The 25087-nt window shown below is 73.4% G+C and carries 25 protein-coding genes; 16 read left to right on the forward strand and 9 right to left on the reverse strand.

The features are described from left to right. Positions 1–21 precede the first annotated feature (21 nt). The 3 genes from CHF16_RS01695 to CHF16_RS01705 all read right to left on the reverse strand — a co-directional run bounded on the left by CHF16_RS01695 (position 22) and on the right by CHF16_RS01705 (position 3853). Entirely contained in the window at positions 22–2163 is a 2142-nt protein-coding gene (locus CHF16_RS01695; protein ID WP_089324066.1) for a glycoside hydrolase family 3 C-terminal domain-containing protein, read from the reverse strand. Beyond that, positions 2163–2723, reverse strand: a complete 561-nt coding sequence (locus CHF16_RS01700; RefSeq protein WP_089324067.1) for a carboxymuconolactone decarboxylase family protein — start codon at positions 2721–2723, stop codon at positions 2163–2165. Before CHF16_RS01700 ends, CHF16_RS01695 begins: the two co-directional genes overlap by 1 nt. Before the next feature lie 77 nt (positions 2724–2800). After that, positions 2801–3853, reverse strand: a complete 1053-nt coding sequence (locus CHF16_RS01705; protein ID WP_089324068.1) for a polyprenyl synthetase family protein — start codon at positions 3851–3853, stop codon at positions 2801–2803. A gap of 226 nt (positions 3854–4079) precedes the next feature. Between CHF16_RS01705 and metF the strand changes: the two genes are divergently transcribed. Further along, positions 4080–5015, forward strand: coding sequence for a methylenetetrahydrofolate reductase [NAD(P)H] (gene metF, locus CHF16_RS01710; protein ID WP_089324069.1), 936 nt, complete (start codon positions 4080–4082; stop codon positions 5013–5015). On the opposite strand, the gene CHF16_RS01715 is transcribed toward metF, so the two are convergent. From CHF16_RS01715 to CHF16_RS01735, 5 genes are read right to left on the reverse strand one after another with little or no spacing between them, the layout of a single operon-like run. Beyond that, on the reverse strand, positions 4952–5554 hold the full coding sequence (locus tag CHF16_RS01715; RefSeq protein ID WP_089324070.1) for a GNAT family N-acetyltransferase: 603 nt from the start codon (positions 5552–5554) through the stop codon (positions 4952–4954). The genes metF and CHF16_RS01715 overlap by 64 nt on opposite strands. A 10-nt stretch (positions 5555–5564) precedes the next feature. After that, positions 5565–5870 carry a hypothetical protein gene (locus CHF16_RS01720; RefSeq protein ID WP_245868140.1) on the reverse strand — a complete coding sequence of 102 codons (306 nt, stop codon included), beginning with the start codon at positions 5868–5870 and terminating at the stop codon, positions 5565–5567. Between the two features lie 43 nt (positions 5871–5913). Next, positions 5914–6774: a hypothetical protein gene (locus CHF16_RS01725; protein ID WP_089324072.1), complete on the reverse strand. Its 861-nt coding sequence runs from the start codon at positions 6772–6774 to the stop codon at positions 5914–5916. 54 nt (positions 6775–6828) lie between these two features. Beyond that, on the reverse strand, positions 6829–7179 hold the full coding sequence (locus tag CHF16_RS01730) for an arsenate reductase family protein (RefSeq protein WP_089324073.1): 351 nt from the start codon (positions 7177–7179) through the stop codon (positions 6829–6831). Beyond that, complete coding sequence (locus CHF16_RS01735) at positions 7179–7643, reverse strand: YbaK/EbsC family protein (RefSeq protein ID WP_089324074.1); 465 nt, start codon at positions 7641–7643, stop codon at positions 7179–7181. Before CHF16_RS01735 ends, CHF16_RS01730 begins: the two co-directional genes overlap by 1 nt. 23 nt (positions 7644–7666) lie before the next feature. Between CHF16_RS01735 and CHF16_RS01740 the strand changes: the two genes are divergently transcribed. From CHF16_RS01740 to CHF16_RS01755, 4 genes are all read left to right on the forward strand, one after another. Further along, positions 7667–8458, forward strand: a complete 792-nt coding sequence (locus tag CHF16_RS01740; protein WP_089324075.1) for a L,D-transpeptidase family protein — start codon at positions 7667–7669, stop codon at positions 8456–8458. Between the two features lie 248 nt (positions 8459–8706). Continuing rightward, on the forward strand, positions 8707–9204 hold the full coding sequence (locus tag CHF16_RS01745; protein WP_089324076.1) for an SAV_6107 family HEPN domain-containing protein: 498 nt from the start codon (positions 8707–8709) through the stop codon (positions 9202–9204). A gap of 237 nt (positions 9205–9441) precedes the next feature. Then, positions 9442–10623, forward strand: coding sequence for a CoA transferase (locus CHF16_RS01750; RefSeq protein WP_089324077.1), 1182 nt, complete (start codon positions 9442–9444; stop codon positions 10621–10623). 94 nt (positions 10624–10717) lie between these two features. Beyond that, positions 10718–12127: an MFS transporter gene (locus tag CHF16_RS01755; protein WP_089324078.1), complete on the forward strand. Its 1410-nt coding sequence runs from the start codon at positions 10718–10720 to the stop codon at positions 12125–12127. 9 nt (positions 12128–12136) lie between these two features. On the opposite strand, the gene bldD is transcribed toward CHF16_RS01755, so the two are convergent. Beyond that, complete coding sequence (gene bldD, locus CHF16_RS01760; protein WP_021597992.1) at positions 12137–12631, reverse strand: transcriptional regulator BldD; 495 nt, start codon at positions 12629–12631, stop codon at positions 12137–12139. A 428-nt stretch (positions 12632–13059) separates the two neighbouring features. Here bldD and pyrR point away from each other — a divergent pair, with 428 nt between their 5' ends. The 11 genes from pyrR (at position 13060) to rpoZ (ending at position 25076) form a co-directional block, all read left to right on the forward strand. Then, the gene (gene pyrR, locus CHF16_RS01765) at positions 13060–13638 is read left to right on the forward strand and encodes a bifunctional pyr operon transcriptional regulator/uracil phosphoribosyltransferase PyrR (protein WP_089324079.1); all 579 of its coding nucleotides are present in this window, start codon (positions 13060–13062) and stop codon (positions 13636–13638) included. Beyond that, positions 13635–14576, forward strand: a complete 942-nt coding sequence (locus CHF16_RS01770; RefSeq protein ID WP_089324080.1) for an aspartate carbamoyltransferase catalytic subunit — start codon at positions 13635–13637, stop codon at positions 14574–14576. The genes pyrR and CHF16_RS01770 overlap by 4 nt, the downstream gene beginning before the upstream one ends. Next, positions 14573–15859, forward strand: coding sequence for a dihydroorotase (locus CHF16_RS01775; protein ID WP_089324081.1), 1287 nt, complete (start codon positions 14573–14575; stop codon positions 15857–15859). The genes CHF16_RS01770 and CHF16_RS01775 overlap by 4 nt, the downstream gene beginning before the upstream one ends. Then, positions 15856–16974, forward strand: a complete 1119-nt coding sequence (carA, locus tag CHF16_RS01780; protein WP_089324082.1) for a glutamine-hydrolyzing carbamoyl-phosphate synthase small subunit — start codon at positions 15856–15858, stop codon at positions 16972–16974. The genes CHF16_RS01775 and carA overlap by 4 nt, the downstream gene beginning before the upstream one ends. Then, positions 16974–20381, forward strand: coding sequence for a carbamoyl-phosphate synthase large subunit (gene carB, locus CHF16_RS01785; RefSeq protein ID WP_245868142.1), 3408 nt, complete (start codon positions 16974–16976; stop codon positions 20379–20381). Before carA ends, carB begins: the two co-directional genes overlap by 1 nt. A 74-nt stretch (positions 20382–20455) precedes the next feature. Further along, positions 20456–21343 carry an iron-sulfur cluster-binding protein gene (locus CHF16_RS01790; RefSeq protein WP_089324083.1) on the forward strand — a complete coding sequence of 296 codons (888 nt, stop codon included), beginning with the start codon at positions 20456–20458 and terminating at the stop codon, positions 21341–21343. Further along, positions 21340–22320, forward strand: a complete 981-nt coding sequence (locus tag CHF16_RS01795) for a dihydroorotate dehydrogenase (RefSeq protein WP_089324084.1) — start codon at positions 21340–21342, stop codon at positions 22318–22320. Before CHF16_RS01790 ends, CHF16_RS01795 begins: the two co-directional genes overlap by 4 nt. Continuing rightward, complete coding sequence (gene pyrF, locus CHF16_RS01800) at positions 22317–23018, forward strand: orotidine-5'-phosphate decarboxylase (protein ID WP_089324085.1); 702 nt, start codon at positions 22317–22319, stop codon at positions 23016–23018. The genes CHF16_RS01795 and pyrF overlap by 4 nt, the downstream gene beginning before the upstream one ends. Before the next feature lie 768 nt (positions 23019–23786). Next, positions 23787–24113, forward strand: a complete 327-nt coding sequence (mihF, locus tag CHF16_RS01805; protein WP_026405770.1) for an integration host factor, actinobacterial type — start codon at positions 23787–23789, stop codon at positions 24111–24113. 94 nt (positions 24114–24207) lie between these two features. Further along, on the forward strand, positions 24208–24795 hold the full coding sequence (gene gmk, locus CHF16_RS01810) for a guanylate kinase (RefSeq protein WP_089324086.1): 588 nt from the start codon (positions 24208–24210) through the stop codon (positions 24793–24795). A gap of 26 nt (positions 24796–24821) precedes the next feature. Beyond that, a complete protein-coding gene (gene rpoZ / locus CHF16_RS01815) occupies positions 24822–25076 on the forward strand; it encodes a DNA-directed RNA polymerase subunit omega (protein WP_021597645.1) in 255 nt (84 codons plus the stop codon). Positions 25077–25087: the final 11 nt, after the last annotated feature.

A 25087-nucleotide genomic window follows, 5' to 3' on the forward strand; every position in this document is an offset into this window, starting at 1 on the left:
GGTGAACCGAGATCTTCGCCGCTACCCGCATGCCCCCAATGTCCCCGTCTGGGCGATCTGCCGGGACGAGGCGCCGACCATGACCTTGTAGCAGCCGTCCGCGACCTTCCACGCCTTCGCCTCCTCGTTCCAGTAGGAGAACGACCTCGCGGACAGCGGGAACGTCACCGTGGTGCTCTGCCCCGGCGCGAGCGTGACCTTGGTGTAGCCCTTGAGCTGCTTGGGCGGCTGCGGGACGTCCACCCCCGCCGCGGGCATGCCGATGTAGAGCTGCGGGACGGCGACGCCCGTGCGGTCACCGGTGTTGGTGACGGTCACCTGCACCGCCTTGGTGCTCGCCTTGAGCCCGCTGTAGGCGAACGTCGTGTAGGACAGGCCGTACCCGAACGGGAACCGGGGCTTGATGCCCTTCGCGTCGTAGTGCCGGTAGCCGACCATGACGCCCTCGGAGAACGTGACGGTCTTGTTCACGCCGGGGTACTGCGCGGGGTTTCCGGACGCCGGCGCGTCGTTCTCCGCCACGGGGAACGTCACCGGCAGACGGCCGCCGGGGTCGACGTCCCCGTACAGGACGCGCGCCAGGGCGTTCCCCGCCTCCTGCCCCGGGTACCACGCCTCGACTATGCCCTTCACCTGGTCCGCCCAGGGCGTCAGCACGGGGCCGCCCGTGTTCAGCACGACGATCGTGTTGGGGTTGGCCCTGGCGATCTCGGTGATCAGTCCGTCCTGGTCGCCGCGGAGCGGCTCGCCGCACTCCAGCGTCAGGCACGACTTGTCGAAGAACTCGCCCTGGCTGTCGGTGGCGAAGACGATCGCGATGTCGGCGGCCCGCGCCGCGTTCGCGGCGGCCGCGCGGTCGCCGCCGTCGTGGTGGGTGATCGCGGTCCCGGCCCCGGCGCGCCGCGCGATGCCGTCCTGCGCGCTGACGGTCGTGAACGGCACGACCTTCGCCGAGCCGAACCCGCCCGGGGCCTCCCGCGCGGCGCGGCCGATCAGCGCGATCCGCTTCGGCGCCGCGAGCGGCAGGGCGCCGTCGTTCTTCAGCAGGGTGATGCCGCCCTCCTCGATCCGGCGCGCGGCGGTCTCGCTCGCCGTCCGGTCGATGCGGGACAGGTCGTTGGGGTAGGCGGGCCGGTCGAACACCCCGAACGCGAACATCGTCCGCAGGATGTTGCCGACGTGCCCGTCGATGGCGGCCTGCGTGACCTTCTTCTGCGCGACGGCCAGTTTCAGCAGGAACGCGTTGTACTTCATGCCGAGCGGCAGTTCCATGTCCAGCCCGCCGTTGGCGGCCCCGGCGGTGTCCTGCGCCGCGGTGTGGTCGGACGGCACGAACCCCTTGAAGCCCCACTCCGAGCGCAGGATCTTGTTGAGGACGGCGTCGTCCTGGCACGCCCAGCGGCCGTTCAGCTGCCCGAAACCGCACATGACGGTCGCGGCGCCGCCGTCCTTCACGGCGGCCTCGAACGGCGGCAGGTAGATCTCCCGCAGCGTGCGCGGGTCCACCTTCATGCCGAGCGCCAGCCGGTCGGTCTCCTGCGTGTAGACCGCAAGGTGCTTGACCGACGTCATCACGCCCTGCTCCTGCGCGCCCTTGACCCACGGCACGCCGAGCGTCGCGGACAGGTAGGGGTCCTCGCCGAAGCCCTCGAACGTCCGGCCGTTGCGGGGGGTGCGCAGCACGTCCACGGTCGGGCCGAAGATCAGGTCGTTGCCGCGGTGCCGGGCCTCCCAGGCGACCGTCCCGCCGTACAGCGCCGCCGCGTCGCGGTCGAAGCCCGCCGCCAGCGCGATCGGCGCGGGCAGCGCGGTCGCCTTGCCCTGCCGGACGCCCGCCGGCCCGTCCGCCATGTAGACGGGCGGGATGCCGAGCCGCTCGATCCCGCGGTTGGTGTCGGCGTGCGCGTCCTCGAAGAACCCGCCGAGCGGGCCGCCGAACGGGTCGTCCGAGGCCAGCAGCGCGATCTTCTCGTCCGCGGTCAGCTCCGGCAGCAGCAGGGCCGTCCGCTGCTCCGGGGTCAGCCCCGTGTTGCACCACGGCCGCTGCGCCGGGTCGCCGCAGCGCCCCTCCGCTGCGCGCGCGCCGTCCGGCACGGGCGCCGCGAGCAGGGCCATCGCCGCGACGAGCGCGCCCGCCGCCGGGAGCCACCGTCCGGTACGCATCAGTGCCCCTCCCCGTTCTGGAGCGGTCCTTCGTTCTGGACGCGCAGCGCGTTGAGGGTGAAGGCGACCATGTGGTAGTGGCCGATCAGCATGACGAGCTCGATCAGCTCGCGCTCCCCGAACCGGGTGGCGAGCTCCGTCCAGGTCGCGTCGGAGACGGTGCCGGACGCGTGCAGCTCGTCGGCCGCGGTGAGGACCATCCGGTCGTCGTCGCTCCAGGCGTGGGCGTCGAGGTCCAGCCCGAGCGCCGCGATGTCGGCGTCGGTGAGGCCCGCGCCGCGGGCGAGGCCCCGGTGGTGGTCCCACTCGTAGGCGCAGGACCGGTGGTGCGCCGTCCGCATGATCGCCAGCTCGCGGTCGCGGGCGGGGAGCGTCCCCTTCGTCAGCAGCATCGACCCGAGGCCGATCCACGCGTGGAAGAGGTCCGGGTGGCGGGCGAGCGTGGTGAAGATGTTCAGCGGACCGGTCGTCGCTGCCACGGCCTTGAGGACGTCGTCCCACGCGTCCTCGGGAAGCGGGTCGAAGCGCGGGACGCGGTTCCCCGAAGTGTCGGCGCACATGGCGACATTTCTGCCACCGATCAGTGGGATAGTTCTAGCCCACCGGGAAAACTTGGCCGGATTGTGTCATTAGTGACTTACGTGCTGCGGGTGGTGGCGGCCACGGCCAGCTCGCCGAGCGCCTCCCGGGCCTCCGCGGTGACGGGGGCGGCCCGCAGGCTGTCCTCGGCCTCCCGCAGGTAGCGCTCGATCATCGCCTCGCAGGCGGCGAGCCCGCCGGTCTCCTCGATGATCGTGCGCAGCTCGTCCACCCCGGGGCGGTCCAGCGCCGGGTCGCCGAGGCGCCGCCGCACCGCGGCGGCCTGCGCGGCGGTGGCGCGTTCCAGCGTCAGGGCGATCAGCACGGTGCGCTTGCCCTCGCGCAGGTCGTCCCCGGCGGGCTTGCCCGTCTCGGCGGGGTCGCCGAACACGCCGAGCACGTCGTCGCGCAGCTGGAAGGCGATGCCGAGCGGCAGGCCGTAGCCGGTGAGCGCGGCGGTCACGTCCGGGCGGGCGCCGGCCAGGACGGCGCCGAGGTGCAGGGGGCGCTCGATCGTGTACTTGGCGCTCTTGTACTCCACCACCCGCAGCGCGGTCTCGACGGTGGCCCGGCCGCGGGTGCCCTCCAGCATGTCGAGGTACTGCCCGCACATGACCTCGGTGCGCATCAGGTCGTACACGGCCCGGCCGCGCCGCCGCGGGCCGGCGTCCAGCCCGCACGTCTCGAACATCTCGCTCGACCAGGCCAGGCACAGGTCGCCGAGCAGGATGGCGGCGCCGCCGCCGAACGCCTCCGCATCCCCCGGCCAGCCCTGCGCGCGGTGCAGCGCCTCGAACCGGCGGTGCGCGGACGGCTGACCGCGCCGGGTGTCGCTGGAGTCCATCACGTCGTCGTGGACCAGCGCGCTCGCCTGGAGCAGCTCCAGGGACGCGGCGGCGGCCACGATCCCGGGCGAGTCCTCGCCGCCGGCGGCCCGCCAGCCCCAGTAGCAGAACGCGGGGCGCAGCCGCTTCCCGCCGCCCAGCAGGGCGTCGAGGGCGGACAGCAGCGGCCCGAGGTCGTCGCTGATGGTCAGCAGCGCCGGACGCTGCCGGTCGACGAAGCCGAGGAGGGCTTCGTCGACCTCCTTGCGGATACGGCTGGTCGACATGCCGAGATCGTATCCACCTGGGGCGATTCAACCCTGCCGCCAGAACGTGAGATGTCACTGGATCTTCGGAAATAGGGACATAACGCAAGCGGGGTGTGGCGAGGATCACGCGTATCGGCGGTTTCGCGGCCGCTCCGGAGCCGCCCCGGGCCGTGCCGGAGCCGTCCCGGAGCCGCCCCGGAGCCGCCTTGAGGGCGCCTCCAGAGGGCTTCTGTAGGCTTGGGGAATGCGACGCGTACGCCCCGACCGCCCCCCGACCGTCCGCGAGCTTCTGGCCGCGGGAGGCCGGTCCTTCTCCTTCGAGTTCTTCCCGCCCAAGACCGACAAGGGCGCGCGGAACCTGTGGCGTACGATCCGCGAGCTGGAGTCCCTCCACCCCACGTTCGTGTCCGTGACCTACGGCGCGGGCGGCGGCACCCGCGACACCACCGTCGACATCGTCGAGCGGATCGCGACCGACACCACGCTCACCCCGGTCGCGCACTTCACCGCCGTCGACCACTCGCAGGCCGAGCTGCGCAACCTCATCGGCCGGTTCGCCGCGGCCGGGGTCCGCAACGTCCTCGCGCTGCGCGGCGACCCGCCCGGCGACCCGATGGGGGAGTGGGTCAAGCACCCCGACGGCGTCGAGTACGCCGCCGACCTGGTCCGGATGATCCGCTCCTACGGCGACTTCTGCGTCGGCGTCGCCGCCTTCCCCTACAAGCACCCGCGCTCGCCCGACGTCGCCAGCGACGTCCGGTACTTCGTGGAGAAGTGCCGGGCCGGGGCCGACTACGCGATCACCCAGATGTTCTTCCGCGCGGAGGACTACTTCCGGCTCCGCGACCGGGTCGCCGCCGCCGGCTGCGATGTGCCGATCCTGCCGGGGATCATGCCGGTCACCCAGCTGAGCACGATCGAGCGGTCCGAGCAGCTGTCCGGCGCGCCGTTCCCGCCGGAGGTCAAGGCCCGCTTCGACGCCGTCGCGCACGACCCGGAGGCGGTCCGCCGGCTCGGCGTCGAGCACGCCGCCGAACTGTGCCGCGAGCTGCTGGAGCAGGACGCCCCCGGCATCCACTTCATCACGTTCAACAAGTCGACGGCGACGCGCGAGGTCTACTCGCTCCTCGGCGCCGAGGAGTACTGCGCGAGGGGCAGCCGCCCGCCCATGACCGCGTAGCGGGGGCCGCCGCCCGGGAACTCGAAGTCGCGCAGCAGGTCCACCATGCCGACCGAGCGGTAGAGGCGGCGGGCGGGCGTGTCGGGATGCCGGTCGAGCGTGGACAGCACGACCGTCCGCTCCGGCCTGCCCTCGCACAGCGCGTTCAGCAGGCCCCGGCCGAGGCCCTTGCCCTGGGCCTGCGGGTGGACGTGCAGCTCGGCGACCTCGAACGCGTCCGACAGCCACTCCTGGGCGTGGTCCGGCCCCTCAAGGTCGGACAGCGCCTGGTGGACGACGTCGTGCCACCACTGACCGCGCGCCCCATGGAACCCGTAGGCGAACCCCTGGACGGGACCCGGCAGGACGGGCAGCGTCCCGCGCCGCTCCGCCACGAACGCGCGGAAGCCCGGATACGTAGCGTGCCGCTCCATGATGCCGTGCCGGCCCGGAAGCTGCTCGTGCGGCGGTTCCATCGCGGCCGCGTACACGTCCAGCATGGGGTTGAGCCTGCGCAAGAACGCGCGTTGGTCGATCTCGCGCAGCTTCGGGTCCTTCACTCGCAAGAGACTAGACCCGGGGGATGGTGCGCTGGGTCGCGGAAAGCCGATCGTAGATGTCCCACAGGATGCGGTCGGCGGCCTTCTTCAGCATGCTCCGGTTGGCGTCGAGCTGCCCGCCCCACACGCGCGCCTCGGGACCCAGCCACGCGTCCGTCCCCCGCAGGGTCTTCACCGGGGCGTCGAGGGCCTGCCGGAGCCGGTCGATGCTGCCGTAGGCGTCCGCGTACGCCTGATAGAGCCGCTGGTACTCCGGGTTGGGCTGCTCTGTCGGGGACAGCTTGGCTGCGGCGGCACCGGTGAGCGGCAGGGGCATGCCCCCGGGAGGCGGCGGAGCGGCCATGGCGACCTCTCAGGTCTCAGGCGACGGTGGATGCTTCGGGATCGTGCAGGTCCAGCTTGGCGATCGCCGCGCGCGCCCGCTCGCTCATGGGCGCACCGGTGAGCACCTGGACCGCGACGGGACGGACCCCGGCGCGATCGGCCTCGGCCAGGAACGCGCGCAGCCACTTGACGTCCATCACCATGTGGTGGCTGGCCACGCCCACCGACTCCTGGACGGCCTTCAGCCGGGCCTTGTCGCCTTCGGCCGCCTTCAGCAGATCGGCCGTCGCCGCCGGGCCGAGCCGCTCGTACAGCTTCTCGGTGTAGTCGGGATCGTCGGCGTTGGCCCTGAGATGCCTCCACACCGAGTCGGGGACGGGCCGCCCGTCCTGGACGGCCGCGACGACGGCGAGCGCGTCCGTCTTCGCCGCCCTGGCCGCGGACTTGCGGTCGGGGAAGTTGCCGATGTCGCCCGCGCCCCTCGGAGTCGGCCGGAGCGCGGGCGGTGCCGCCTTCGGGGGCGCCTTGTGCGCGGGAGGCGTCACCGGCTCGGGCGTCCGGGCCGGCCCTCCGCCCGGCCGTCCCGGCGCCGGGGAGGGAGCGGGGGCGGGCGGCGGCGGAGCGTCGACCCCGCCGCCGGGGGAGGGATGGGTGACCGCGTAGTTGTAGCGCCGCGACAGCATCCCGAGCTGGTCGGCGGCCCACTGCGCCACCTGGTCGGCCTGCCGGTGCCCGGCCGTGGACACCCCCGGCGGGGGGCGGTGCGCGTTGAGCCAGCCCTGGATCGCGTTCTGCGCGTCCTGCAGCTGCTTGATGACCTGGTTGAGCGCGGGCGGGTCGATTCCCCGGAACTCGGGGTCGCGCGCGGCCGGGCCCGTGCGCATCTGCGCGGTCATCGCACCTCCGAGGTCACCTTCGACGTGGCCTGACTCCCCAGAATCACACCGGTGTCACTGGCTGTCGAGTGCTTTGCGCACAGACTCCTCGTCCCGAGCCACCACGGCGGCGTCGCCGGTCAGCACGATGGGCCGCTGGATGAGCACCGGGTTGGCCGCCATGACCTCGATCCAGCGGGCCCGGTCGCGCTCCATGTCCTTGAGGCCGAGCTCCTTGGCGACCGGCTCGTTCAGCCGCGCCACCTCCCACGGCTCGGCGCCGATGCGCGTCAGCACCGCGTCCAGCTCCTGGGCCGTGGGCGGCTCGTCCAGGTAGCGCCGCTCGGTGTACTCCACGCCCGCCTCGTCCAGCGCGGCCTTCGCGGCCCGGCTCTTCGAGCACCGCGGGTTGTGCCAGATCTCCATCACTCCACCTCCGCGGGGGTCCCCCCGGTGATCCTCAGCAGTTCCTCGTACGACGTGGGGAAGACGGTGTGCGGGTGACCGCCGGCCGCCCAGACCCGGTCGTACCTGTTCAGCCAGACGTCCACGAGCGTACGGAGCGGGGCCGGATGGCCGACCGGCGCCACGCCGCCGATCGGCTGGCCGGTCGCCTCCCGGACGAACTCCGGCGTCGCGCGCCGCACCTTGGCCGCGCCCACGAGGGCCGCCACCTTCGCGGTGTCCACCCGGTGGGCGCCGCTGGTCAGCACCAGCAGCGGCGCCCCGTCGGCGTCGAACACCAGGCTGTTGGCGATCGCGCCGACCTCGCAGCCCAGCTGGTCGGCGGCGGCCTGCGCCGTCCGCGCGGACTCGGACAGCTCGACGACCTCCCCGGTCGCGCCCTGGTCCAGCAGGGCCTTCGCGACGATTTCGGCATTCGGATGCATGGGAAGCACTTTAAGCTTCCTGCATGCGCGGGATACCGGTCGACGTGCGCAAGACCTCCGCCCTGCTGATCGCCGCCGTGGCCCTGGCGGGCTGCGACGGGACGGAGCGGGCGGCGCCGCGGGCCCAGGAGGGCTCACCTTCCGCGAAGGCGCCGCCGGCGCCCACCCGGACCCCGACGCCGGCTCCGGCGCACCGCACCCTGAAGCCGGGTGCGAAGGGCGCCGACGTCGAAGACCTCCAGCGGCGCCTGAAGGAGCTGCACTACGACCCGGGCAAGGTCGACGGCAAGTACGGGCCGTCCACGCAGATGGCCGTGTGGGCGTTCCAGGCGGTCAACCGGCTCAAGCAGAAGAGCACGCTGGGCAAGTCCTTCTGGGCGGCGCTGGAGGCTCCCAAGGAGCCGCGCCCGATGGCCAAGAAGCGCGAGAAGGACCGCGTCGACGTCGACCTCAAGCGCCAGTACCTGGTCCTCTACAAGGCGGGCAAGCCGCGCCTGATCTCGCACATCTCATCGGGGTCGGGGGAGTACTACTGCGCCAGGGACCGCGGCGCCACCGTCCCGCGCTGCCGCTACGCCACCACCGGCACCGGCGACTTCCGGACCGGGCGCCGCTTCCGCGGCTGGGAGACCTCGCCCCTCGGCCGGCTCTACAACCCGATCTACTTCAACGGCGGCATCGCCTTCCACGGCGCGCTGGACGTGCCGAGGTACCCGGCCTCGCACGGCTGCGTCCGGATGCCGATGCACATCGCCGAGTACTTCCCGGGCCTCCTCGGGACGGGCGTCCCGGTGCACGTCAGGCGCCCCCGCTAGCCCGCCCGCGCCACCCCTCGCCCCCGCCGACCTGCGGCGCGCGACACGCATTCGAACACGTTGACGAATCGGCGTCAGGGCTGTTTACTGGGGAATGCGTCGAACTTATGTTCGACGCTGGTGCGGGACTCGCGGCCCGCGCCAGGGCGACGTCCCCGCCGGTCGCGGTGTTCCGGCGGGACGGACGGCCGGGCGGAGTGAGGGGAAGCTCTCCGCCCGGCCGGCCCGAGCCCGGAAGGAGGCACACGATGTCCGGAACGATGACCGCACGCGGCGTCCACTCCGCCGCCCAGCCGGTCCCGCCGCCGAGCCCACGCCACCGCCCGCTGCCCGCCCCGCGCCCGGCGCACACGGCCACCGGCCAGCTGCACGCGGCGCGCATGGGCCTCGCCGAGGCCGCCGAGGCCACCTCGCCGGCCGTGCGCTACGTCTGCGCGCACCTGGCCGCGCTGCGCGCCGCGGCCGCGGTGCTCGCGTCCAAGGAGCCCCTGGAGACCCACCGCCGCGGGCGTCCCCGCAGCGTGTGGGTGCTGCTGCCCGAGGCCGAGCCCGCGCTGCGCGAGTGGGCCGCCTTCTTCGCCGCCGGCGCCGACAAGCGCGCCGCCGCCGAGGCGGGCCTGCCGCGCGCCGTCACCCCGCGCGAGGCCGAGGAGCTCGTGCACGACGCCGAGGTCTTCGTCACCCTCGTCGAGGACACCCTCGGCATCGACGGGCAGCCCACCCTGCCCGTCCCCGAGGCCAGCTAGCCATCCCGGCGGCCCGTCCCCACCCTCCCCATCCGGGACCGGCCGCGCCGGGGCCCGGGGCGCCCGCCGCGCCGACCTCACCGCGCGGCGGGCGGCCCCGGCCCCGGCGACCTCCGGACGATCGCGCCGGCGGCGGCCGCAACCCCCCGAGCCGGCCCCGCCGGCGCGATCCCCGGCGCGCTATCCGAGCGGAGGGCGCTCCCTGCGCGGATCCGAGGGCCTGATAGACAACGCTGCATGAGCGGAACCTTGCCCCTGGACGGGATGCGCGTCGTGGAGCTGTCGAGCTTCGTCGCGACGCCGCTCGGCGGGATGACCCTCGCCCAGCTCGGCGCGGACGTCGTCCGGGTCGACCAGGTGGGCGGCGGGCCCGACATCGACCGGTGGCCGCTCGCGCCGTCCGGGCGGAGCCTGTACTGGGCCGGGCTGAACAAGGGCAAGCGGTCCGTCACCGCCGACCTGCGGTCGCCGGAGGGGCGCGAGGTCGTCGCGCAGCTCGCCGCGGAGTGCGGCGTCGTCCTGACCAACGCGCCCGCGCGCCCCGGGCTCGGCTACGACGAGCTGAAGGCCGCCCGGCCCGACCTGATCCACATCCGGCTCCAGGGCACCCGGGACGGCGGCAACGCCGTCGACTACACGGTGAACGCCGCCCTGGGCTTCCCGGAGATCACCGGTCCGTCCGGCCAGGACGCTCCGGTCAACCACGTGCTGCCCGCCTGGGACATCGCGTGCGGCCTCTACATGGCCGTCGGCATCCTGGCGGCCGAGCGGCACCGGCTGCGCACGGGCGAGGGCCAGAGCCTCCAGGTGGCGCTGCAGGACGTCGCCCTGGCCACCGCGGGGAACCTCGGCTACCTCGCCGAGGCGCAACTGGGCGAGCCCAGGCGGCGTCTGGGCAACGACCTGTTCGGCGACTTCGGGCGCGACTTCGCCACCGCCGACGGCCGTGTCATGGTCGCGGTCCTCACCGGCCGCCACTGGCGCGACCTGGTGGACGCCACCGGGCTCGGCGAGGTGAGCGCCGCCCTCGAGCGCGCCTTCGGCGCCGACTTCCGCCGCGCCGGCGACCGCTTCACCCACCGCGAGGCGCTCGGCGGCGTCCTCGCCCCCTGGTTCGCGGCACGGACCTGCGCGCAGGTCGCGGAGGCGCTGAAGGGCACCTCCGTCCTGTGGTCCCGGTACCGGGGCTTCGCCGAGGTGGCGCGGGGCCTGCGCGACGAGCCCCTCATGGCGACGCTCGACCAGCCGGGCGTCGGCCCCCACCTCGCGCCGGGCTCCCCGCTGCGGCTCGGCGGCGCCTCGCCGCCCCCGGTGCCGGCGCCCACGCTGGGCGAGCACACGGAGGAGGTCCTGCGGGACGTCCTGTCACTCCCTCCGGCCCGCATAGCGGCCCTCAGGAACGCCGGCGCGATCGCCTGACCCCGGGCGCGTCGCCGGAACCGGCCGGGGGTGGCGCGTGGGGTGGTTTGTCCGCCTATGAGATTGTTAGGGCGGCGAAGCACAGGAGGGCGTGGTGGCGGTGCGGGGCGGGCGCGGGCTTGTCCCGCTGCTGGCGTTCCTCGGGGTGATGGGCTACTCGCTGTCGATGGCCGTCGTGACGCCCGCGCTCCCGCAGATCCAGGAGGGGCTGGACACCAGCCCGGCCGGCGCCGCGTGGGCGCTCACCGCGATGACGCTGTCCGCCGCGGTCGCCACCCCGGTGGTGGGGCGGCTCGGCGACCTGTACGGGCCCCGGCGCGTCCTGCTCGCCGTGCTCACCGTCGCCACCCTCGGCATGGTCGTCGCGGCGCTCGCGCCCTCGGTGCCGGTGATGCTGGCCGGGCGGGTGCTCGGCGGCATCGGCGGCGGCGTGTACCCGCTGGCGTACACGATCATCCGGGACGTCGTCCCGGCGGCGCGGACGGCGTCCGCGGTCGGGCTCATGTCGTCCATGCTCGGGCTCGGCGGCGCCGTCTCCTGGTGCCTGGCGGGGCCGGTCATCGACTTCCTCGGCTGGCGGTGGCTGCTGTGGGTGCCGGTCATCGGCCTGGTCCCCGGCATCGCCCTGGCCTGGTGGATCGTGCCGCGCCCCGAGCCCAGGGAGGCGGCCCGGGTCGACTGGTGGGGCGCCGTCCTGTTCGCCGGGTGGCTGGTGGCGGCGCTCACCGCGCTCACCCAGGCCATGGACTGGGGCTGGGCGTCGCCGGGCGTCCTCGGCCTGCTCGGGCTGTCGGCGGTGACCGCGGCCGGCTGGCTGCGGGTCGAGAGCCGCGTCGCCGACCCCCTGGTCGACCTGCGGCTGATGCGCGTGCGCGGTGTCTGGACGGCGAACGCCGCGTCGCTGCTGTCCGGCTACGCGCTCATGGCGGGCGGCCTGCTGTTCCCGCTGCTCGTCCAGCTCCCGGAGGGCACCGGGTACGGGTTCGGCGGGACCGCCACCGCGGCGGCCCTCCTGCAGTTGCCCGCCAGCGTCGGCATGACCGCCGCCGGGATGGCGGCGGGCGTCCTCGACCGGCGGATCGGCTCGCGCATGGTGCTGCTCGGCGGCGCGCTGATGACCGGCGCCGGCTACGCGTTCGTGGCCCTCCAGCACGCCGCCATGTGGCAGCTGTACGTCGGCGGCCTGGCCCGCGGCATCGGCCTCGGCTTCGCCTACGCCGCCGTCGCGAACCTCGTCGTCGCCGCCGTCCCCGCGGGGGAGACGGGCGTCGCGACCGGCATCAACACCCTCATCCGCACGGTCGGCGCGTCCCTCGGGACGCAGATCAGCGCGGTCGTCATCGTGGTGGTGCCGGGCGAGAGCGGCTACACGGCCGGGTTCGCGCTGAGCGCCGCCGCCATGGCCGCCGTGCTGCCGGCGGCCCTGCTGGTGCCGCGCCGCGGGCGCGGAAAGGGGCCCGGCGTGGCGCCGGGCCCCGTCACGGTGGAGCGGGTGGTGCGGTGAAGCGGTGGATCAGAACGACTCGACGGCGCGGCGCGCCTCCGGGTCGAGGACGCCCCAGCCGATCAGCTCTTCGGTCAGCTCGGTCGGGGACTTGTCGTAGATGACCGCGAGTGAACGCAGGTCTTCCTGGCGGATGGACAGGACCTTTCCGTTGTAGTCGCCCCGCTGGCTCTGGATCGTCGCGGCGTAGCGGGCGAGAGGACCGGCCTTGTCTTTCGGAAGCTGCTGCAACCGCTCTAGATCGATCACGAGCTTGGGTGTAGGCCCGAGCGGGCTCGGCGCGGCTCCGCCGGGCAGCAACTCGGATACCGGCACGCCGTAGAAATCGGCGAGCTCGGCCAGCTTCTGAACGGTGACGGCGCGGTCGCCCCGCTCGTACGACCCCACGACGACGGCCTTCCAGCGGCCGCGTGACTTCTCCTCCACACCGTGCAGGGACAGGCCCTGCTGGGTGCGGATGGCGCGCAGGCGCGCGCCGAGAGCCTTAGCGTATTCAGACGGCATTCTGCGGCCCCCCAGGCTCACTTTCGTCGTCGGTAGTACCCCGGTCGTGTGTCACCGGGGGGAGACAGGTTCATGAAGCCAGGGGGCCTCAGGACTCTGTCTCCAGGGATGGTTACGGACAGTGACGGTAAAACGGGTACGGCCCCAGGTCAAGCTGATTGGAAAAAAGCGGTCGAATCCGCAGGACTCGATCCGGGCCGTCCGGATCGCGCCCCCGCGGCCGGCGCGGGCCGCGCCCACCCCGCCCGCACGTCCCGCCGCCGCTCCGATGTGACGCCTCTCACCTGCGAAGACGTGGGACGGTCCGGGTGCGGAGCGGTCCGTCCCGGCTGCTACCGTGGGGCCGACACGACGTCCTTTAAGGCCCGTCCCGTGAGGCGGGGAAGGAGGTTCCTGCGGTGAGTGCTGCCCCCGGGCAGGAGCATCGCGTGGCGGACGGTGACCCCCGGCCCAAGGCCGTTCTGGAGGGTCCCGACATCCGCCGCGCGCTGACCCGCATCGCGCACGAGATCCTGGAGCGGACCAAGGGCGGCCATGGCGTCCTGCTGCTCGGGATCCAGACCCGCGGCGTGACGCTGGCCGAGCGGCTGGCCGGAGCGCTGCGCGAGGTCGAGGGCCGCCCGGTGCCCTGGGGCTCGCTCGACGTGACCATGTACCGGGACGACCTGCGGATGCGGCCCGCCCGCGCCCTCGGCCGCACCGAGCTCCCGCCCGGCGGCATCGACGACCAGGTCGTGGTCCTGGTCGACGACGTGCTGTTCTCCGGCCGGACGGTGCGCGCCGCGCTGGACGCGCTGAACGACCTCGGCCGGCCCCGCGCGGTCCAGCTGGCCGTGCTGGTCGACCGCGGCCACCGGGAGCTGCCCATCCGCGCCGACTACGTCGGCAAGAACCTGCCCACCTCGATGCGGGAGACCGTGAAGGTCCTGCTGGACGAGAACGACGGGCGCGACGCGGTCCTGCTGGGCCCCGCGGCGCGGCCCGCCCCGACGGGGGGAGCCGAGTGAACCGCCATCTGATCTCCGCGGCCGACCTGACCCGCGACGACGCGCTGCTCGTCCTGGACACCGCCGAGGAGCTGGCCCGGATCGCCGGCCGGTCCATCAAGAAGCTGCCGACGCTGCGCGGCCGGACCGTCGTCAACCTGTTCTTCGAGGACTCCACCCGCACCCGGATCTCGTTCGAGGCGGCGGCCAAGCGGCTGTCCGCCGATGTGATCAACTTCTCGGCGAAGGGGTCGAGCGTGTCCAAGGGCGAGAGCCTGAAGGACACGGCCCTCACGCTGGAGGCGATGGGCGCCGACGGCGTCGTCATCCGGCACGGCGCGTCGGGCGCCCCCCACCGCCTGGCGGGCTGGGTGCAGGGCAGTGTCGTCAACGCCGGCGACGGCACGCACGAGCACCCCACCCAGGCGCTCCTGGACGCGTTCACGATGCGCAAGCGCCTCGGTGAGCTGGACGGCCGCCGCGTCACCATCGTGGGCGACGTCCTGCACAGCCGTGTGGCGCGCTCCAACGTCCTGCTGCTCGACACCCTCGGCGCGGACGTCACCGTGGTCGCGCCCCCGACGCTGCTGCCCGTCGCCATCGACACCTGGCCGTGCTCGGTGTCGTACGACCTCGACGCCGTCATCCCCAAGAGCGACGTCATCATGATGCTCCGCGTCCAGCAGGAGCGCATGAACGCCGCCTACTTCCCGACGGTGCGCGAGTACAGCCGCCGCTACGGGCTGGACGGCGACCGCATGGCGCAGCTCCCCGAGCACGCCATCGTCATGCACCCCGGCCCGATGAACCGCGGCGTCGAGATCGCCGCCGAGGTCGCCGACTCGGTCCGGTCCACCATCGTCGAGCAGGTCGCCAACGGCGTCAGCGCCCGCATGGCCGTCCTCTATCTGCTGCTCGGGGGCTCCGAGCCCGCCATCGGCCAGGAGGTCGCGAAGTGACGACGTACATCATCAGGGGCGCCCGGGTCCTCGGCGGCGAGGCCGCCGACATCCTGGTCCGCGAGGGCGCCGTCGCGGCGGTCGGCCGCGGCCTGGACGAGGCGGGCGCGCAGGTCGTCGACGCGGACGGGCTCGTGGCCCTGCCCGGCCTGGTCGACCTGCACACCCACCTGCGCGAGCCCGGCCGCGAGGACGCCGAGACCGTCGAGTCCGGAACGAAGGCCGCCGCGATGGGCGGGTACACCGCCGTCCACGCCATGGCGAACACCGACCCCGTCGCCGACACCGCGGGCGTCGTCGAGCAGGTGTGGCGCCTCGGCCGCGAGGCCGGGTACTGCGACGTCCAGCCGGTCGGCGCCGTCACCCGCGGCATCGCCGGCGAGCAGCTCGCCGAGCTCGGCGCGATGGCCGACTCCGCCGCCCGCGTGCGGGTCTTCTCCGACGACGGGCACTGCGTGTCGGACGCGGTCATCATGCGCCGCGCGCTGGAGTACGTGAAGGCGTTCGACGGCGTCGTCGCCCAGCACGCGCAGGAGCCGCGCCTCACCGAGGGCGCGCAGATGAACGAGGGCGAGATGTCGGCCGCGCTCGGGCTGCGCGGCTGGCCCGCGGTCGCCGAGGAGGCGATCATCGCCCGGGACGTGCTGCTCGCCCAGCACGTCGGGTCGCGGCTGCACGTCTGCCACGTGTCCACGGCCGGCTCGGTGGAGATCCTCCGCTGGGCGAAGAGCAAGGGCTGCCCGGTGACCGCCGAGGTCACCCCGCACCACCTGCTGCTGAACGACGCGAAGGCCGGGACCTACGACCCGATCTTCAAGGTCAACCCGCCGCTGCGCACCGCCGACGACGTCACCGCGCTGCGGCACGCCCTCGCCGACGGGACGATCGACTGCGTCGCCACCGACCACGCCCCGCACCCGGTCGAGGCCAAGGAGACCGAGTGGGCGGTGGCTGCGATGGGGATGATCGGGCTGGAGACCGCGCTGCCCGTCGTCCAGGAGGCGATGGTCGAGACCGGCCTGCTCGACTGGGCCGGGGTCGCCGACCGCATGTCCTTCCGTCCCGCCCGCATCGGCCGCCTTTCCGGACAGGGTCGTCCGCTGGAGGCAGGTTCGCCCGCCAACATCACGCTGTACGACCCGTCGCCCCGCCGCGCCGTGGACCCGTCGGCGATGACCTCCAAGAGCCGCAACACCCCGTTCGCGGGGCTGGAGCTGCCCGGCCGGGTCGTCGCGACGTTCCTGCGCGGTGAGCCGACCGTCCTCGAAGGGAAGCTCCAATGAACCCTGCTCTGCTCGTTCTGGAAGACGGCAGGGTGTTCCACGGGGTCGCGTACGGGGCCGAAGGGGAGACCTTCGGCGAGATGGTCTTCAACACCGGCATGACCGGCTACCAGGAGACGCTCACCGACCCGTCCTACGCGCGCCAGATCGTGGCCATGACCTCGCCCCACATCGGCAACACCGGCATCAACGGCGAGGACCCGGAGTCCCGCCGCATCCAGGTGGCCGGCTACGTGGTGCGCGAGCCCGCCCGCGTGGCGTCCAACTGGCGGGCCACCGGCTCCCTCGGCTCCGCCCTGCGCGAGCAGGGCGTGGTGGGGATCGCCATTCCCGGCACGCGCGCGCTGACGCGGCACCTGCGCGACAAGGGCGCGATGCGCGCCGGCATCTTCAGCTCACCGGACGCCCTGGCGGCCGGTGAGGAGGCACTCGTCCGGCGCGTGCTGGAAAGCCCCGCGATGGAGGGCGCCGACCTCGCGCGGGACGTCTCCACCGCCGAGCCCTACGTCGTCGCGGCGAAGGGCGAGAAGCGCTACACCGTCGCGGCCGTCGACCTCGGCATCAAGTCGATGACGCCGTACCGGATGTCGGAGCGGGGCTGCGAGGTGCACGTCCTGCCCGCGAGCAGCACCGCCGAGGACATCCTCGCCCTGGATCCCGACGGCGTGTTCTTCTCCAACGGCCCCGGCGACCCCGCCGCCGCCGACTACGCCGTGGACGCGCTGAAGGGCGTCCTGGACGCCGGCAAGCCGTTCTTCGGCATCTGCTTCGGCAACCAGATCTTCGGCCGCGCGCTCGGCCTCGGTACCTACAAGCTGCGGTTCGGCCACCGGGGCATCAACCAGCCCGTCCAGGACCGGGCGACCGGCAAGGTCGACGTGTCGGCGCACAACCACGGATTCGCCGTCGACGCGCCCGCCGACGGGCCGTTCGACACGCCCTACGGCCCCGGCGAGGTCAGCCACGTCAACCTGAACGACGGGTGCGTCGAGGGGCTGCGGCTCCTGGAGCGCCCCGCCTTCAGCGTCCAGTACCACCCGGAGGCCGCGGCCGGCCCGCACGACGCGTCCGGGCTCTTCGACCGTTTCTGCGAGCTGATGGAGGCGTCGAAGTAATGCCGCGCCGCGAAGACCTGAAGTCCGTCCTGGTCATCGGCTCCGGGCCGATCGTCATCGGCCAGGCGTGCGAGTTCGACTACTCCGGCACCCAGGCGTGCCGGGTGCTGAAGGCCGAGGGCCTGCGGGTCACGCTGGTCAACAGCAACCCCGCCACGATCATGACCGACCCGGAGTTCGCCGACGCGACCTACGTCGAGCCGATCACTCCCGAGGTCGTCGAGAAGATCATCGCGAAGGAGCGGCCGGACGCGCTGCTGCCCACCCTCGGCGGCCAGACGGCCCTGAACACCGCGATCGCGCTGTACGAGAGCGGCGTCCTGGAGAAGCACGGGGTCGAGCTGATCGGCGCCGACGTGGACGCCATCCAGGCCGGCGAGAACCGCGAGCGGTTCAAGGACGTCGTCGCCAAGGTGGCGCGCGAGCAGGGCCTGAACGCCGAGTCCGCCCGGTCGGTCATCTGCCACACGATGGACGACTGCCTCGCGGCGGCCGGGGAGCTCGGCTACCCCGTCGTCGTCCGGCCCTCGTTCACGATGGGCGGCCGGGGCTCCGGCTTCGCCCACGACGAGGACGACCTGCGCCGCATCGCCGGCGCCGGGCTGGACGCGTCCCCGACCGGCGAGGTGCTCCTGGAGGAGTCGATCCTCGGCTGGAAGGAGTACGAGCTCGAGGTCATGCGCGACCGCGCCGACAACGTGGTCATCGTGTGCTCCATCGAGAACCTCGACCCGATGGGCGTGCACACCGGCGACTCGATCACCGTCGCGCCCGCGCTCACCCTCACCGACCGCGAGTACCAGAACATGCGGGACGTCGCGATCGCGGTGATCCGCGAGGTCGGTGTCGACACCGGCGGCTGCAACATCCAGTTCGCCGTGCACCCCGGCACCGGCCGGATGATCGTCATCGAGATGAACCCGCGGGTGTCGCGGTCGTCGGCGCTGGCGTCCAAGGCCACCGGCTTCCCCATCGCCAAGATCGCGGCGAAGCTGGCGATCGGGTACACCCTCGACGAGATCCCGAACGACATCACCCGGGAGACGCCCGCGTCGTTCGAGCCCACGCTCGACTACGTCGTGGTGAAGGTGCCCCGGTTCGCGTTCGAGAAGTTCCCCGGCGCCGACGGCACGCTCACCACACACATGAAGTCCGTGGGCGAGGCCATGGCCATCGGCCGCTGCTTCACCGAGGCGCTGCAGAAGGCGCTGCGGTCGCTGGAGCAGAAGGGCTCGTCGTTCAGCTGGGCCGGCGAGGCCGACGCCGCCGAGCTGCTCGAATCGGCCAAGCGGCCGCACGACGGGCGCCTGCGGGACGTCCAGCGCGCGCTCTGGGCCGGGGCGAGCATCACCGACGTGTACCAGGCGACCGGCATCGACCCCTGGTTCCTGGACCAGATCGCCGCCATCAACGAGGTCGCCGAGGAGATCCGCACCGCCGACGACGCGCTCACCCGCGACAAGCTGCTGCGCGCCAAGCGGCACGGCTTCTCCGACGCGCAGATCGGCGAGCTGCGCGGGCTGTCGGAGGAGGTCGTCCGCGAGCTGCGGCACGCGCTCGGCATCCGCCCCGTGTACCTGACGGTCGACACGTGCGCCGCCGAGTTCGAGGCGCGGACGCCCTACCTGTACTCGGCCTACGACGAGGAGACCGAGGTCCCGCCGGGCGCCAAGCCCAAGGTCCTCATCCTGGGCAGCGGGCCCAACCGCATCGGCCAGGGCGTCGAGTTCGACTACTCGTGCGTCCACGCGTCCTTCACGCTGGCCGAGGCCGGCTACGAGACCGTGATGGTCAACTGCAACCCCGAGACGGTCTCCACCGACTACGACACCTCCGACCGGCTCTACTTCGAGCCGCTCACGCTGGAGGACGTCCTGGAGGTCGTCTACGCCGAGCAGCAGTCCGGCGAGGTCGCGGGCGTCATCGTCCAGCTCGGCGGGCAGACGCCCCTGGGGCTGGCCCAGAAGCTCAAGGACGCCGGGGTGCCGATCGTGGGCACCTCCCCCGAGAGCATCCACCTCGCCGAAGAGCGCGGCGCGTTCGGGCGGGTCCTGCACAGGGCAGGGCTGCTCGCGCCCAAGCACGGCACCGCCGCCTCCTACGAGGAGGCGCGGGAGATCGCCGGCGAGATCGGCTACCCGGTCCTCGTGCGGCCGTCCTACGTGCTCGGCGGGCGCGGCATGGAGATCGTGTACGACGACGCCACGCTGGAGTCGTACATGGCCCGCGCCACCGAGGCGAGCCCCGAGCACCCCGTCCTGGTCGACCGCTTCCTGGACGAGGCCATCGAGATCGACGTGGACGCCCTGTTCGACGGCGAGGAGCTCTACCTCGGCGGCGTGATGGAGCACATCGAGGAGGCCGGGATCCACTCCGGCGACTCGGCGTGCGCGCTGCCGCCCATCACGCTCGGCCACGAGGACGTCCGCCGCATCCGCGAGTCGACGGAGGCGCTCGCGCGCGGCGTCGGCGTGCGCGGGCTCATGAACGTCCAGTACGCGCTGTCCGCGGGCGTCCTGTACGTGCTGGAGGCCAACCCCCGCGCGTCCCGCACCGTCCCGTTCGTCTCCAAGGCGACGGCCGTGCCGCTCGCCAAGGCGGCGGCCCGCGTCATGATGGGCGCCACCATCGCCGAGCTGCGCGCCGAGGGCATGCTGCCGGAGACCGGCGACGGCGGGGCCCTGCCGCTGGACGCGCCGATCGCGGTGAAGGAGGCCGTCCTCCCGTTCGACCGGTTCCGCAACGAGAGCGGGCAGGGCGTCGACATCGTGCTCGGCCCGGAGATGCGCTCGACCGGCGAGGTCATGGGCATCGACGAGGTGTTCGGCACCGCGTTCGCCAAGTCGCAGCAGGCCGCCTACGGTTCACTGCCGACCAAGGGCCGCGCGTTCGTGTCCGTGGCGAACCGCGACAAACGGCACATGGTGTTCCCGGTCAAGCGGCTCGCTGACCTGGGCTTTGAGATTCTTGCCACGGAAGGGACCGCGGAGGTCCTGCGCCGCAACGGCGTGCGTGCCAAGATCGTGCGCAAGCACAGCGACGGCCCCGGCCCGGCCGGCGAGCCCACGATCGTGCGGCGCGTCCTGGACGGCGAGGTCGACCTCATCGTCAACACGCCCTTCGGCAGCCCCGGGCAGTCCGGGCCGCGGCTCGACGGCTACGAGATCCGCACCGCGGCCGTGCTGAGGGGCGTACCGTGCGTGACGACCGTGCAGGGCCTCGCGGCGGCCGTGCAGGGCATCGAGGCCGTCGCCGGCGGCCAGGTCGGCGTCCGCTCCCTCCAGGAGCACGCCGCGCGGATCGGCGGTGCCCGCGACCGCGCGGCGCTCGGCCCCGGCGGCGACGCGGGCCCGGACGGCGCGGTCATGGACGGCGCGGCCGCGGACGGCGGCATGCCGCCCGCGTGACGGCGCGCCGGGCGGGCCCAGCGGAGCGTGCCGCCGCTGGGCCCGCCCGGCGCACGACGAGGAGAGGGAGACGGGTGTCCGACACGCCGGTGCAGACGTCGGCGACGGTGCTGACGGTCCGCCAGGTGCAGGACTACCACGCGATGACGCTGGTGGCCCCGGCCATCGCCGAGCGGTTCCGGCCCGGCCAGTTCGTGGCGCTCGCCGTCGGCGGCGAGCACACGTCCCGCCTGGTCCGCCGCTGCTTCGGCGTCCACGAGGTCAAGTCCGACTACGGCGGCACCGTCGAGCTGGTGTTCGCCGACACCGAGCCCGGCACCGGCTGGCTCGCCGGCCGCCGCTCCCGCGACCAGATCGACCTCGTCGGCCCGCTCGGCCGCCCGTTCCGGCTGCCCCGCGACCCGGTGAACTGCCTCCTTGTCGGCGGCGGGCCGGGCGGCGCGGCCGTGTTCGCACTCGCCGACACCCTGCTGCGGCGCGGCTGCCAGGTGCACTTCGTGCTCGGCGGGCCGTCCGCCCGGCAGGTGTTCGGCTCCCGGATGGCGCAGCGGATCGGCGACAGCGCCACCGTCGCCACCGAGGACGGCTCGATGGGGGAGAAGGGCACCGTCCGCGACGTCCTGCCCCGCGTCATCGAGGAGACCGGCGCGGACGTCGTCTACGGCTGCGGCCCGACGGGCCTGCTCCGGTCGGTGACCCAGGTCGCCGGAGACTTCGGGCTGCCCTCGCAGGTGTCGGTCGAGGAGTTCCTGCAGCAGACGGGGGCGTGCGGCATCGGGGTGTGCATGACGTGCATGCTCCCGGTCCACGGCGACGACGGCGTGACCCGCATGGTCCGCGCGTGCGCCGACGGGCCCGTCCTGCGCGGCGACCGCGTCCGGTGGGGCGACCTCGGCACCATCCCGTTCGACGCGCTCGGCGCGCCGCGCGTCCTGAACGTCACCGAGGGGGGTTCCCAGTGAGCGACCGGGTCAGGACGGCACTCGGGCCGCTGGAGCTGCCCAATCCCGTCATGACGGCCGCCGGGTGCGGCGGGACCGGGCGGGAGCTCGCCCAGTTCTTCGACATCTCCCGCCTGGGCGCGTTCGTCACCACGTCCGTCATGCCGCAAGCGCGCGCGGGACGCCCCACACCGCGCGTGACCGAGACGCCGAGCGGCCTCCTCACCGCCATGGGCCTCCCCGGCCCCGGCGTGGAGACGTTCCTGGAGCGCGACCTGCCGTGGCTCATCGAGCAGGACGCCCGCACGATCGTCTCCGTCGCCGGCAACAGCGTCGAGGAGTACGGCGACATGGCCCGGCGCCTGCGCGGGGTCCCCGGCGTCGCCGCGATCGAGGTCAACGTCGCCTGCCCCAACGCCGAGGACCGCGGGCGCGTGTTCGGCTGGCACCCGGCCGCCGCCGCGTCCGTCGTCCGGGCCGTGCGCGACCACGCACGGCCCGGCGTCCCGGTCTTCGCCAAGCTCGCCCCGGACGTCACCGACATCGTCACGATCGCGCTCGCCTGCGTGGACGCGGGCGCCGAGGGCCTCACCCTGATCAACACCATGGACGCCATGGCGGTCGACACAGAGACGCTCCGGCCCGCCCTCACCGGCGTGTCGGGCGGCCTGTCGGGGCCCGCGGTGCGGCCCATCGCGGTCCGCTGCGTCTACCAGGTCCACGCCGCGCTGCCCAGCACCCCCATCATCGGGGTCGGGGGCATCGCCACCGGCCTGGACGCGCTGGAGTTCATCCTCGCCGGCGCCTCCGCCGTCGCCGTCGGCACCGCCGTGTTCCACGACCCCCTGGCCGCGCCGCGCGTCCTGCGCGAGCTGGAGGAGGCGCTCGCCGCCCGCCGCATCGGCCGCCTCGCCGACGCCGTCGGCCTCGCGCACAAGCCCGCCGGGTACGTTCCGCCCCAGGTGCGCCCGCAAGAGCCCGAGAAGGAGAAACTGTGACCGCCCCCATCGCCGTCGCGCTGGACGCGCCCGACCTGGAGACGGCCGCGCGCTGGGCCACCCTGGTCACGCCGCACGTCTCCACCGTCAAGGTGGGCCTGGAGCTCTACCTGCGGTACGGGCCGGACGTCATCGCCAGCGTCCGCGGCGCCAGCCGCGTGCAGGTGTTCCTCGACCTCAAGCTCCACGACATCCCCGCGACGGTCCGCGGCGCCGCCCGCGCCGTGGCGCGGCTCAAGCCGTCCTTCCTGACCGTGCACGCCGCCGGCGGGCCCGCGATGATCCGCGCGGCGGTGGAGGCCGCCCCGAGCACGTCGATCGCCGCGGTGACGGTCCTGACGTCGCTGGGCGACGCCGACCTCGCCGCGATCGGCCTGTCCGGGCCCGCGCCGGACGCCGTCCGGCGGCTCGCCGTGCTCGCCGTCGAGGCGGGCGCGCAGGCGCTCGTCTGCTCCCCGCAGGAGGCCGCCGCGGTCCGCGCCGAGGTCGGCCCCGGCATCACGCTGATCACCCCGGGCGTCCGCCCGGCCGGCGCCGCCACCCAGGACCAGGCGCGCGTGGCGACCCCCGAGGAGGCCCTGGCGGCCGGCGCGGACCTGCTGGTCATCGGGCGTCCGATCACCGGGGCCCCCGACCCCGGCGCCGCCGCGGCGGCCGTCGCGGCCGCGCTGCGGCGCACCTCCGCCGACGTCGGCTGACTCCGCCCGGCGGGGCCGCCGCGCCGATTGCGGTGATCGCGGACGCCCGCGGCGGAATCGCATTCCGCGAAAGTTTCGAGGCGTTCTCAGCCGGGTGGGATCGCACATTGTGGTTTTAGTCGCATGCGAATGGCGGGGACGGAGTGTTCGCATTGCGAGTACGTGCCGAACGAGGAACTCGTTCACGCGGAGCGGCGATTCCCCGGCCGGGGGAGCCCCGGGCGGGTCGTCCGGTCGTTCCGCGTCCGTGTCGGTGCCCTGGCGGCGGGCGGGGAGCTGGGTGCGGTGCGCGGCCCTCCGAGCGGGAGACGATCTTGGCGGGGTCGGGTGTTGTCGAGGATGACAGTAACGGTGCCGCCGCGACGTGCGGAACGTCCCGGCGTGACGAGAGTCACTCGGTCGGGATCACTTGTGGGAGACCTCACAGGGGGTGGCGGAGGGCGGCCGCCGGGGCCGCGGGAGGCCCGGCGGAGCGCGGCCGGACGGCCGCCGGACGGCCGCGGCCCGCTGCGACATAAGGGTACCGAGTGCCGCATTTGGGGGCGGATTGGGGGGATTTTCACGATCATGCGAAAGTCCCAGCAAGGCGCGGGGATGGGCCGCCGACCCCTCCAGATTGGGTACACTCTGTATTCAGGACACTCCGGGGAGTGATTTTCGTGAATTTGTGGTGGGCTAAACGGCACTTCACGTTGCCTTATGGGCGGTGAACTCGCTAGTTTCCCAACCCGTCCGACTCCGTCGAGTGGAAACCTGAGGTGACCCGGCGTGGCTCTTCCGCCCCTAACCCCCGAACAGCGCGCCGCAGCCCTGGAGAAGGCTGCCAAGGCTCGCAAGGAGCGGGCCGAGGTTAAGAACCGGCTCAAGCACGGGGGAACCTCGCTCGCCGAGGTTCTCAAAGAGGGTCAGTCCGACGACGTCATCGGAAAGATGAAGGTGTCGGCCCTCCTGGAATCGCTGCCCGGTGTGGGCAAGGTCCGTGCGAAGCAGATCATGGAGCGCCTGGGCATCGCCGAGTCCCGCCGTGTGCGGGGCCTCGGCGCCAACCAGCGCGCCTCCCTGGAGCGTGAGTTCGGCGGAAGTGCGAACCGCTGACGCGCGACTCGCGGGCGGGCGCGGCGGTCAGGCCGCCGCGGCCGGTCCGGGGCGACCCGGCGCCGGCTCCATCCCGCCCGGTTCCGGCGCACCCATGTCTGCGCCGGAGGGCTCCAGCACGCATGGCCCGCTCGCGCGGCGGCTGACGGTCCTGTCCGGGCCGTCGGGCGTCGGCAAGAGCACGGTCGTCGCCGAGATCCGGCGCTCGCACCCCGAGGTGTGGCTGTCGGTCTCGGTGACCACCCGGGCCCCCCGCCCGGGTGAGACCGATGGTGTGCAGTACTTCTTCGTCGACGACGCCGGTTTCGACCGGCTCGTCGCCGAAGGGGAGCTCCTCGAATGGGCCGAGTTCGCGGGGAACCGCTACGGCACCCCCCGCCGGCCCGTCGAGGAGCGCCTCGCCCGCGGCGAGCCGGTGCTCCTGGAGATCGACCTGCAGGGCGCCCGCCAGGTCCGCCGGTCCATGCCGCAGGCGCGGCTGGTGTTCCTCGCCCCGCCGAGCTGGGAGGAGCTGGTCCGCCGGCTCACCGGCCGCGGCACCGAGCCCCCGGACGTCATCGAGCGCCGCCTCGAGGCGGCCCGCGTGGAGTTGGCCGCCGAGAAGGAGTTCGACGTCACCCTGGTCAACACGTCCGTCCAGGACGTGTGCGATGAGCTGCTAGCCTTGATGGCTGTCCAGTAAGCGACCTACCAGTGGAAGGCCACCGAGTGGCAGCCAGCAACGAGGGCATCACCAACCCGTCGATCGACGAGCTCCTGGAGGTCGTCGACACCAAGTACGGCCTCGTGAGCATCGCGGCCAAGCGCGCCCGGCAGATCAACGCCTACTACGCCCAGCTGGGCGAGGGCCTGCTGGAGTACGTCGGCCCGCTCGTCGAGACCCAGGTGCAGGAGAAGCCGCTGTCGATCGCGCTCCGCGAGACGCGCGAGGGACTGCTGAACGCCGAGCCCATCGAGGGCTAGCGGACCGTGGC

Origin of the sequence: Actinomadura meyerae (assembly GCF_900188445.1) — a bacterium.
Lineage (GTDB): Bacteria > Actinomycetota > Actinomycetes > Streptosporangiales > Streptosporangiaceae > Spirillospora > Spirillospora meyerae.